7 protein-coding genes are annotated in these 11,396 nt (G+C 65.5%); 6 read left to right on the top strand and 1 reads right to left on the bottom strand.

All coding sequences use genetic code 11. The annotated features are described in order from the left end of the window. Both rpoB and rpoC read left to right on the top strand, forming a co-directional pair. Window positions 1–1,629 (top strand): DNA-directed RNA polymerase subunit beta (gene rpoB, locus ACREEF_RS14295; RefSeq protein WP_431566239.1); only part of this gene is annotated, 1,629 nt, incomplete at its 5' end. Window positions 1,630–1,728: 99 nt separating this feature from the next. Continuing rightward, window positions 1,729–5,925, top strand: a complete 4,197-nt coding sequence (gene rpoC / locus ACREEF_RS14290; RefSeq protein ID WP_431566238.1) for a DNA-directed RNA polymerase subunit beta' — start codon at window positions 1,729–1,731, stop codon at window positions 5,923–5,925. A 155-nt stretch (window positions 5,926–6,080) separates the two neighbouring features. On the opposite strand, the gene ACREEF_RS14285 is transcribed toward rpoC, so the two are convergent. Beyond that, on the bottom strand, window positions 6,081–7,109 hold the full coding sequence (locus ACREEF_RS14285) for a hypothetical protein (protein WP_431566237.1): 1,029 nt from the start codon (window positions 7,107–7,109) through the stop codon (window positions 6,081–6,083). A gap of 246 nt (window positions 7,110–7,355) precedes the next feature. Here ACREEF_RS14285 and ACREEF_RS14280 point away from each other — a divergent pair, with 246 nt between their 5' ends. From ACREEF_RS14280 to fusA, 4 genes are all read left to right on the top strand, one after another. Beyond that, the gene (locus tag ACREEF_RS14280; protein WP_431566236.1) at window positions 7,356–8,048 is read left to right on the top strand and encodes a hypothetical protein; all 693 of its coding nucleotides are present in this window, start codon (window positions 7,356–7,358) and stop codon (window positions 8,046–8,048) included. Between the two features lie 288 nt (window positions 8,049–8,336). Continuing rightward, window positions 8,337–8,711, top strand: a complete 375-nt coding sequence (gene rpsL / locus ACREEF_RS14275) for a 30S ribosomal protein S12 (protein WP_431566235.1) — start codon at window positions 8,337–8,339, stop codon at window positions 8,709–8,711. Between the two features lie 78 nt (window positions 8,712–8,789). Beyond that, entirely contained in the window at window positions 8,790–9,263 is a 474-nt protein-coding gene (rpsG, locus tag ACREEF_RS14270; RefSeq protein ID WP_201100533.1) for a 30S ribosomal protein S7, read from the top strand. A 138-nt stretch (window positions 9,264–9,401) separates the two neighbouring features. Then, window positions 9,402–11,396, top strand: a 1,995-nt coding sequence (gene fusA, locus ACREEF_RS14265) for an elongation factor G (RefSeq protein ID WP_431566234.1), incomplete at its 3' end; no start/stop codon positions are given.

Genomic DNA, 11,396 nt, shown 5'->3' with positions numbered 1-11,396 from the left:
GGCTACAACTTCGAGGACTCGATCCTGATCTCGGAGCGCATCGTGCGCGACGACATCTTCACCTCGATCCACCTCGAGGAGTTCGAGGTGATGGCCCGCGACACCAAGCTGGGTCCGGAAGAAATCACCCGCGACATCCCGAACGTCGGCGAGGAAGCCCTGCGCAACCTCGACGAAGCGGGCATCGTGGCGATCGGCGCCGAAGTCCAGCCGGGCGACATCCTGGTCGGCAAGGTCACGCCGAAGGGCGAAAGCCCGATGACGCCGGAAGAAAAGCTGCTGCGCGCCATCTTCGGTGAAAAGGCCTCCGACGTGCGCGACACGTCCCTGCGCCTGCCGCCGGGCGTGGCCGGCACGATCGTGGAAGTCCGCGTCTTCAACCGTCACGGTGTGGACAAGGACGAGCGCGCGATGGCCATCGAGCGCGCCGAGATCGACCGCCTGGGCAAGGACCGCGACGACGAGTTCGCGATCCTGAACCGCAACATGACCGTCCGCCTGCGCGAACTGCTCATCGGCAAGACCGCGATCTCGGGTCCGAAGGGCCTGGGCCGCGGCGAGGTCACCGCCGACAAGCTGGAAGAGATCGCGCCGGGTCTGTGGTGGCAGATCGCCATGGACGACGAGAAGGCGATGGGCGAGCTGGAGGCCATGCGCCGTCAGTTCGACGAGGCCCGTAAGCGCCTCGACCGTCGCTTCGAGGACAAGGTCGACAAGCTGCAGCGCGGCGACGAACTGCCTCCGGGCGTGATGAAGATGGTCAAGGTCTTCGTGGCCGTGAAGCGCAAGCTTCAGCCGGGCGACAAGATGGCCGGCCGTCACGGCAACAAGGGCGTCATCTCCAAGATCCTGCCGATCGAGGACATGCCGCACCTGGACGACGGCACGCACGTCGACATCGTTCTGAACCCGCTGGGCGTGCCGTCGCGCATGAACATCGGTCAGATCTTCGAAACCCACCTGGGTTGGGCCGCTGCAGGCCTCGGCAAGCAGATCAAGGGCCTGCTCGACCAGTGGATGGACGGCGGCCTGCGTGACGCCCTGGTGTCGCGTCTGACCGAGATCTACGGCGCCGATACTCCGCTGCCGCAGAGCGACGAAGACCTGATCGAGCTGGCGCAGAACCTGGCCAAGGGCGTGCCCTTCGCGACCCCGGTCTTCGACGGCGCGCACATCTCGGACATCGAGGACCTGCTGGAATCGGCCGGTCTGGATCGTTCGGGTCAGTCGATCCTGTTCGACGGTCAGACGGGCGAGCAGTTCAAACGTCCGGTCACGGTCGGCTACGTCTACATGCTGAAGCTGCACCACCTGGTCGACGACAAGATCCACGCCCGCTCCATCGGCCCGTACTCGCTCGTCACCCAGCAGCCGCTGGGCGGTAAGGCGCAGTTCGGCGGTCAGCGCTTCGGGGAAATGGAGGTCTGGGCTCTGGAAGCCTACGGCGCCGCCTACACCCTGCAGGAAATGCTGACGGTGAAGTCCGACGACGTGGCCGGCCGCACCAAGGTCTACGAGGCGATCGTCCGCGGCGACGACAGCTTCGAAGCCGGCATTCCCGAGAGCTTCAACGTGCTCATCAAGGAAATGCGTTCGCTGGGCCTGAATGTGGAGCTGGAAAACGGCTGATCGGATCAAGCGCCCTTCCTCGCCTCGGCGGGGGAGGGCGGTCCGCCCGTTCTCCTCTCTGAATGATTTTCGCGGGGCAGCCCCGCAGAAGGAAAAAAGATGAACCAGGAAGTCCTGAACATCTTCAACCCGGTCCCGGTCACGCCGACCTTCGACCAGATCAAGATCGCCCTGGCCTCGCCGGAGAAGATCCGCTCGTGGTCGTTCGGCGAGATCAAGAAGCCGGAAACCATCAACTACCGCACGTTCAAGCCCGAGCGTGACGGCCTGTTCTGCGCCCGTATCTTTGGCCCGACCAAGGACTACGAATGCCTGTGCGGCAAGTACAAGCGCATGAAGTACAAGGGCATCATCTGCGAGAAGTGCGGCGTTGAAGTCACGCTGGCTCGCGTCCGCCGCGAGCGCATGGGTCACATCGACCTGGCCGCCCCGGTCGCCCACATCTGGTTCCTGAAGTCGCTGCCGTCGCGCATCTCGCTGATGCTGGACATGGCGCTGAAGGACGTCGAGCGCGTCCTCTACTTCGAGAACTACATCGTCACCGAGCCGGGCCTGACCCCGCTGAAGCAGAACCAGCTGCTGACGGAAGACGAGTTCTACCGCTACCAGGAAGAGTACGGCGACGACGGCTTCACCGCTGAAATCGGCGCCGAGGCCGTCCGCAACCTGCTGATGGGCATCGACCTGAACGCCGAGGCCGAGCGCCACCGCGGCGAGCTGGCCGACAACCCGTCGGAAATGAAGGCCAAGAAGGCGTCCAAGCGCCTGAAGCTGATCGAGGCCTTCCTGGAGTCGGGCAACAAGCCCGAGTGGATGATCCTGACGATCGTCCCGGTCATTCCGCCGGAACTGCGTCCGCTGGTGCCGCTGGACGGCGGCCGCTTTGCGACGTCCGACCTGAACGACCTGTATCGCCGGGTCATCAACCGTAACAACCGCCTGAAGCGCCTGATCGAGCTGCGCGCGCCCGACATCATCATCCGCAACGAAAAGCGGATGCTGCAAGAGTCGGTCGACGCCCTGTTCGACAACGGTCGTCGTGGTCGCGTGATTACGGGCGCCAACAAGCGTCCGCTGAAGTCGCTGGCCGACATGCTGAAGGGCAAGCAGGGGCGCTTCCGCCAGAACCTGCTGGGCAAGCGCGTCGACTACTCGGGCCGTTCGGTCATCACCGTGGGCCCCGAACTGAAGCTGCACGAGTGCGGCCTGCCCAAGAAGATGGCCCTCGAGCTGTTCAAGCCGTTCATCTATGCGCGTCTGGACGCCAAGGGCCTGTCCGGCACCGTCAAGCAGTCCAAGCGCATGGTCGAGCGCGAGCAGCCGCAGGTCTGGGACATCCTGGAAGAAGTGATCCGGGAACACCCGGTCATGCTGAACCGCGCGCCGACGCTTCACCGTCTGGGCATCCAGGCGTTCGAGCCGAAGCTGATCGAGGGCAAGGCCATCCGCCTGCACCCGCTGGTCTGCACCGCCTTCAACGCCGACTTCGACGGCGACCAGATGGCTGTTCACGTCCCGCTGTCGCTGGAGGCGCAACTCGAAGCGCGCGTCCTGATGATGTCGACGAACAACATCCTGTCGCCCGCCAACGGCAAGCCGATCATCGTGCCGTCGCAGGACATCGTCCTGGGTCTGTACTACCTGTCGCTGGTCAAGGAGAACCAGCCGGGCGAAGGCAAGCTGTTCGCCAACATGGGGGAGATCGACGCCGCCCTGGACGCCCAGGTCGTCAAGCTGCACACCAAGATCAAGGCGCGTTGGACCGAGATGAACGCGGCGGGCGAAGAGATCACCAAGGTGATCGACACGACCCCCGGCCGGATGAAGCTGGGCGCTCTGCTGCCGCTGAACCCGAACATCGGCTACCGTCTGCTCGAGAAGAACCTGACCAAGAAGGAAATCGGTAACCTGATCGATCAGGTCTATCGTCACTGCGGTCAGAAGGCGACGGTCATCTTCGCCGACCAGATGATGCAGCTGGGCTTCCGTGAAGCCGCCAAGGCCGGCATTTCGGTGGGCAAGGACGACATCGTCATCCCCGCCAAGAAGGAGCAGCTGGTTGCTGAAACCCGCACCCAGGTCGAGGAGTACGAGCAGCAGTACGCCGACGGCCTGATCACCAAGGGCGAGAAGTACAACAAGGTCGTCGACGCCTGGGCCAAGGCCACGGACAAGATCGCCGACGAGATGATGGGCGAAATCGCTCAGCCTCGCGTCCTGATCGCGGGCCAGGAGCCGGACATCAACTCCGTCTTCATGATGGCCAACTCCGGCGCCCGTGGTTCGCAGGCGCAGATGAAGCAGCTGGGCGGGATGCGCGGCCTGATGGCCAAGCCTTCGGGCGAGATCATCGAGACGCCGATTATCTCGAACTTCAAGGAAGGCCTGACCGTCCTTGAATACTTCAACTCCACCCACGGCGCCCGTAAGGGTCTGGCCGACACCGCGCTGAAGACCGCCAACTCGGGCTACCTGACCCGTCGTCTGGTGGACGTGGCGCAGGACTCGATCGTCACCGAGGAAGATTGCGGCTCGACGCGCGGCATCACCCTGCGCGCCGTGGTCGAAGGCGGCGACGTGCTGGTCTCGCTGGGCCAGCGCGTCCTGGGTCGCTACGCGGCCGAGGACATCAAGGAGCCGGGCACCGACAACGTCATCTTCCCCGCCGACACCTATCTGCAGGAAGAGGAGGTCGAGGCCATCGACGCGGCCGGCGTCCAGTCGATCAAGGTCCGTTCGGCCCTGACCTGTGAAGCCGACGCGGGCATCTGCGGTATGTGCTACGGTCGTGACCTGGCGCGCGGCACCAACGTCAACATCGGCGAAGCGGTCGGCGTTATCGCCGCCCAGTCGATCGGCGAGCCGGGCACCCAGCTGACGATGCGTACCTTCCACATCGGCGGTACGGCCCAGGTGGCGGAAACCTCGTTCTACGAGGCGACCAACGCCGGTAAGGCCAAGATCGTGGGCCCGACCGTCGTCGCGGCGCACGGCGACCTGGTGGCCCTGAGCCGCAACGTGGTCGTGGTCGTGGTCGTCGATGGCAAGGACCGCGAGACCCACAAGGTCCCGTACGGCGCCCGTCTGCGCGTCAAGGAAGGCGCCGACATCGCCAAGGGCCAGCGTCTGGCGGAGTGGGACCCCTACACCACCCCGATCCTGACCGAAGTCGGCGGCGTGATCCGCTTCGAGGACCTGGTCGACGGCCTGTCCGTCCGCGAAGAAACCGACGAAGCGACGGGCATCGCCCAGCGCGTGGTTTCCGACTGGCGCGCCAGCCCCCGCGGTTCGGACCTGCGTCCGGCCATGGGCGTGACCCTGGGCGACACCTACGCCAAGCTGGCCTCGGGCTCTGACGCCCGTTACCTGCTGCCCGTGGGCGCCGTTCTGTCCGTGTCCAACGGCGACGAGGTCAAGCCGGGCGAGATCATCGCCCGTGTTCCGACCGAAGGCGCCAAGACCCGCGACATCACCGGCGGTCTGCCGCGCGTCGCCGAACTGTTTGAAGCCCGCCGTCCGAAGGACTGCGCCGTCATCGCCGAAATGGATGGCCGCGTTGAGTTCGGTCGCGACTACAAGAACAAGCGTCGCATCAAGATCACCCCGGAACTGGACGCCGACGGCAACCAGGCCGAGGCGGTCGAATTCCTGATCCCGAAGGGCAAGCACATCTCCGTCCACGACGGCGATCTGATCCAGAAGGGCGACTACATCATCGACGGCAACCCGGATCCGCACGACCTGCTGCGCATCCAGGGCGTCGAGGCGCTGGCCGAGTATCTGGTGAACGAAGTGCAGGAGGTTTACCGACTGCAAGGCGTGCCGATCAACGACAAGCACATCGAAGTCATCGTCCGTCAGATGCTGCAGAAGGTGGAAGTGCTGGATTCGGGTGAAACCACCCTGATCCGCGGTGACACCGTCGAAGTGGCCGAAGCTGCGTTCGAGAACGCCAAGGTCGAGAAGCGTGGCGGCCGTCAGGCCATCACCCAGCCGGTCCTGCTGGGCATCACCAAGGCGTCGCTGCAGACCCGCAGCTTCATCTCGGCGGCGTCCTTCCAGGAGACCACCCGCGTCCTCACCGACGCCTCGGTCCACGGCAAGAAGGATATGCTGGAAGGCCTGAAGGAAAACGTGATCGTCGGCCGCCTGATCCCGGCGGGCACGGGCGCCTATCTGCGCTCGCTGCAGAAGCTGGCGAACGAGCGCGACGCGCAACTGACGAAAGCTCGCGAAGAGGCGATCGAGCCGCTGCCGGCCGACCTGGCCCTGGAACTGGAGCAGTCGGAAGGCTGATCCGTTTTCGGAACCGAAGACTGAAGAGGGCGGCGCTGGCGACAGCGCCGCCCTTTTTTGTTGGGCCTATCGCCCTAGGGCTACTTGAGGCCCGCTGAGCCTATCGCGCTTCGCGCTGCTTGAGGCCGATGGGGCCTATCGCAGGGCTGCCGGCGTCAGCGCGGATCAGGCAGTTTGTTGCTGTCCTGCCGGACGTTGGTCGTGGCGCCCTGGCGCATGGACGGATCGAGGTGGGCGCCGGCGCACCCGACGCCGAAGTTCGAGCCGGGGCATTCCTGCGGCGGCATGACGCCGACGCCGCCGGACAGGGGGCGACGCTGGGCCTCATAACGCTGCATCTCCCGGGCGCCTTCGCGGGCGAAGCGGGCGTCGCGTTCGGCGTTGCCGCTGCCGGTGATGGTGCGCCGCTCGGCGCCTTCGGCGGCGCGGGCGTTGAAACGCTCGTCGCAGATCGCCTGTTCGCCGGGTCGCAGAATCCGGGTGGACGGACAGCCCGCCGGCGAGGTGCGCAGGGCGCGAGCGTTGCGTCCAGCCTGGCCTTCGGGGTCGACGCGCCAGGCGTCGGAAATGCCGTCGACGCCCGAGGCGGCGGCCGAGGGAGCGCCCGGCGCCGGATTGGCGATGCGCGGCGCCGGGGCGGCGGGCAGGCCGTCGCGGGCCTCGTCTTCGTCCTTCTTGCGGGGGCGGATCGCGATGACCGGCGCCGGGGCGGGCGCCGCGCGTTCGGCGGCGGCGGGCGGGGCTGGAACGGGCACGGGGACTGGAGCAGGCACGCGTGCGGGCGCTGGTGCGGGGGCAGGCGTGGGAACTGGCGCGGGAACCGCTTGGGGCAGGCTCTTGGGCGCGGCTTGCGGCGTCGGCGTCGGCGCCGGAACGGGCGCCGTCTGCGGCGTGGCCTGGATGGACGGCGTGGGCGGGGGCAGGGGGTCGATCGTCGGGACAGGGATCGGCGGAAGCGGCCGCGGCAGGGGCGGCTCTGGCGGGACCGGGGGGCGTTCGATCTCCAGCTGGATAATGGGGGGCAGTGGCGGAGCCGGGGCTGGAGGGTCCTGGTCGGTCGCCAGCAGGATCATGGGGGCCAGGACGGCCACGTGCAGCAGGATCGACGCGCCCGCCGTCAGGCTGCGACGCACGCCGGGACGCAGACGTCGGCCCGGTGCGCGGGCCAGAACTGCAACGCTCATAGGCGGCTCCCCAATCCTCGTCGAGAATGATGCCAAGGCAAGCACGACAATATTGGGGCGAGTCTTGAGAAATGCGGAACGGCGGTCTTCGAGGACTGAATCGCGCCTGACCCCGTCTCAAGAGTCGGGATCGGCTCAGGCCTGAGGGGAGGATTGAGCCAAACAGACGATGTCGTATGCTGACGCTTGCAGGGGCGCTTGGAGAGGCTGTGCGGCATGAGAGGCTTGAAACGATTGGCGCTGGACGTGAGCGCCCTGCTGGTGCTCGGCGGCTGCCATGGTGTCGAAGCGGGCCCAGCGCTCGTCGGCGGCGTCGTCTGGAGCACGGCGGACCCAACGGCCGAAGGACGTCTGATCGAAAGACCGCTTTGGGTGGTCGGGCCCGACGACGTCGATCGGGCGACCTTGGGAGTCGGCAAGCGAAAGGTGGAGGGCCTGTTTACGGTCGAATGCGGCGTCCGGGAGGACGGTCGGCTGCATCACTGCGTGCCCCTGGAGGCGCCGCCCGCCCTTGGTGACGAAACCGGTCCCTTCCTAGCGAAGGCCCTGGGGACCACCTTCCTGGCTCTGCGCTTGCAACTCGCGACGACGGACGAGGGCGGCGAGGCCGTGCGCGGCGGGCGGGTTCGTGTGACACGCGACATGAGCGACGTGGTGGGGTTTGATCCGGCCAGGGTGGTTCCACCCGTCATGCTGACTGTGCCGCCCGTACAGGAGCTCGCCGCGCACTACCCCTTTGAGGCGGAGATGCGCAGCGTCGCAGCCGACACCTATCTGATTTGCGTTGTTTCGGAGGCTGGCGAACCCGAGGGCTGTCAGGTGGCGTTGCAGGAGTTCTTCGGGTGGTCCGAGGATCTGGGGTTCGGCGCCGCTTCGCTTGAGCTCTACAAGGATATCCGCGTCTCGCCGCAGATGGTCGATGGCCGGCCGGTTCGGTGACTTGTCATCGGGGTCGTCCGCTGGCGGCCTTGACGCATTCACCCATCCCGCGTAAACGGCGCGCACTTTCGAGACGTGGGCGGTTCGCCGTCTGTTGAGATCGTGACAATTGAACGGACGGGCTGTGCCCGCCGGAACGCCCGAAGCGCGCGTTCCGGTTTTTTCGTTTGGCTGTTCCGGCTCGCTCGATCAACACCCGGGCGGCGCTTCGGCGGCGTCCAAAAGAAGGCTCATGAGGCGCTCCGGCCGAAAGGCACACGCCTCCACATCGAAAAGAGACGAATTCGAATGCCCACGATCAACCAGCTGATCCGCAAGCCGCGCAAGCCCAAGCCCACCCGCAACAAGGTGCCGGCTCTGGAGGGTTCGCCCCAGCGTCGCGGCGTCTGCACCCGCGTCTACACCACGACCCCGAAGAAGCCGAACTCGGCTCTGCGTAAGGTCGCCAAGGTCCGTCTGGCCAAGAACGGCCACGAAGCCGTTTGCTACATCCCCGGCGAAGGCCACAACCTGCAGGAGCACTCGGTCGTGCTGATCCGCGGCGGCCGCGTGAAGGACTTGCCCGGCGTGCGCTACCACATCCTGCGCGGCGTGCTCGATACGCAAGGCGTCAAGGACCGCAAGCAGCGTCGTTCGCACTACGGCGCCAAGCGTCCGAAGTAAGCGAACCGTTTTCAGGCCTGCTGGTCTGGACCCTCAGAGATTTTCCCGGCGTCTGCCGGGCACTGCAAGGAATAATCCATGTCGCGTCGTCACCGCGCCCAGAAGCGTGAAGTTCTGCCGGATCCCAAGTTCGGCGATCTGATCGTCACCAAGTTCATGAACTACGTCATGTACGAAGGTAAGAAGGCCGTCGCCGAGAACATCGTCTATGGCGCCTTCGACATCCTGGCCGAGAAGAAGAAAGACCACACTGCGGTCGAGACCTTCCACACGGCTCTGGACAACGTTGCTCCGTCGGTCGAAGTCCGTTCGCGTCGCGTCGGCGGCGCCACCTACCAGGTGCCGGTCGAAGTCCGTCCGGATCGTCGTCGCGCCCTCGCCATCCGTTGGCTGGTCAACGCCGCTCGCAAGCGCGGTGAAAACACCATGACGGAAAAGCTGGCCGCCGAGCTGCTGGACGCCTCGAACAATCGCGGCACCGCCGTGAAGAAGCGTGAAGACACCCACAAGATGGCCGAAGCCAACCGCGCCTTCAGCCACTACCGCTGGTAAGCGTCTTCAAAGCGCCATCCGGCGCGCTTATCTGAGACTATCCGGCGCGGGCGGTTTGAGCTAAATCGCCCGCGCTGTCTTATCCGATATCACCTTGGGCGCCCGTCGCGTCCGCGAAGCACCCCGAAGGCAACTCCAATGCCCCGCACGCATAAAATCGAAGACTACCGCAACTTCGGCATCATGGCCCACATCGACGCGGGCAAGACGACGACGACCGAGCGGATCCTGTTCTACACCGGCCGCAACCACAAGATGGGCGAGACGCACGACGGCGCCTCGACCATGGACTGGATGGACCAGGAGCAGGAACGCGGCATCACCATCACGTCGGCCGCGACGACCGCTTTCTGGAAAGGCAAGCGCCTCAACATCATCGACACCCCCGGCCACGTGGACTTCACCATTGAAGTCGAGCGTTCGCTGCGCGTCCTCGACGGCGCCGTGACCGTGCTGGACGGCAACGCCGGCGTCGAGCCGCAGACGGAAACCGTCTGGCGTCAGGCCGACAAGTACCGCGTGCCGCGCATCGTCTTCGTCAACAAGATGGACAAGATCGGCGCCGACTTCGCTGCCTCGGTGCAGTCGATCCGCGACCGCCTGGGCGCCAAGGCCGTGCCGATCCAACTGCCGATCGGCGCCGAAAACCTGCTGAAGGGCGTTGTCGACCTGGTCGAGATGAAGGCCTACGTCTGGGAAACCGACACCGTCGGCGCCGACGCCGACATTCGCGACATCCCGGCCGACATGGCTGACGAAGCCGCCGCCGCTCGTCAGTACCTGATCGACAACGCCGTCGAACTCGACGACGACGCCATGGAAGCCTACCTGGGCGGCGAAGAGCCCTCGGTCGAAGTGCTGAAGAAGTGCATCCGCAAGGCCGTTCTGACCGGCGCTTTCTACCCGATCCTCGGCGGCTCGGCGTTCAAGAACAAGGGCGTTCAGCCCCTGCTCGACGCCGTCATCGACTACCTGCCGTCGCCGACCGACATTCCGGCCACGCCGGGCATCGACTTCCGCACGGAAGAGCCGGTGACCCGCAAGGCTTCGGACGAAGAGCCCCTGTCGGTTCTGGCGTTCAAGATCATGGACGACCCATTCGTCGGCTCGCTGACCTTCTGCCGCCTGTACTCGGGCAAGATGGAAACCGGCATGGGCCTGCTGAACTCGTCGCGTGACAAGAAAGAGCGCGTCGGCCGCATGCTGCAGATGCACTCGAACAACCGCGAGGACATCAAGGAAGCCTACGCCGGCGACATCGTCGCCCTGGCCGGCCTGAAGGAAACCCGCACCGGCGACACCCTGTGCGACCCGATCAAGTCGCCCATCATCCTCGAGAAGATGGAATTCCCGGCGCCGGTGATCGAGATCTCGGTCGAGCCCAAGACCAAGGCCGACCAGGAGAAGCTGGGCGTCGCCCTGGCCAAGCTGGCTTCGGAAGATCCCTCCTTCACCGTCTCGACCGACCACGAGTCGGGCCAGACCATCCTGAAGGGCATGGGCGAACTGCACCTGGACATCAAGGTCGACATCCTGAAGCGCACCTACAAGGTGGAAGCCAACATCGGCGCGCCGCAGGTGGCCTACCGTGAATCGCTGGGTCGCAAGATCGACATCGACTACACGCACAAGAAGCAGACCGGCGGTACGGGTCAGTTCGCCCGCGTCATGATCACCTTCGAGCCGGGTGAAGCGGGTTCGGGCTTCGTGTTCGAAAACGCCATCGTCGGCGGCGCGGTGCCCAAGGAATACATCCCGGGCGTCGAGAAGGGTCTGGAATCGGCCAAGGAAAACGGTCTGCTGGCCGGCTTCCCGATGATCGACTTCAAGGCCACCCTGACGGACGGCAAGTACCACGACGTCGACTCCAGCGTCCTGGCCTTCGAAATCGCGTCGCGCGCCGCCTTCCGTGAGCTGAAGGAAAAGGGTTCGCCCAAGCTGCTCGAGCCGATCATGGCGGTCGAGGTCGTGACCCCCGAGGAATACCTCGGCTCGGTCATCGGCGACCTGAACGGCCGTCGCGGCATGATCCAGGGCCAGGACATGCGCGGCAACGCCATCGTCATCAACGCCTTCGTGCCGCTGGCGAACATGTTCGGCTACGTGAACACCCTGCGGGGCATGTCGCAAGGC

It is taken from the genome of Brevundimonas sp. (genome assembly GCF_050729455.1).
Taxonomy (GTDB): domain Bacteria; phylum Pseudomonadota; class Alphaproteobacteria; order Caulobacterales; family Caulobacteraceae; genus Brevundimonas.
Note: the sequence above shows the minus strand (reverse complement) of the source record. Positions and strands in the feature narration are given on the sequence as shown.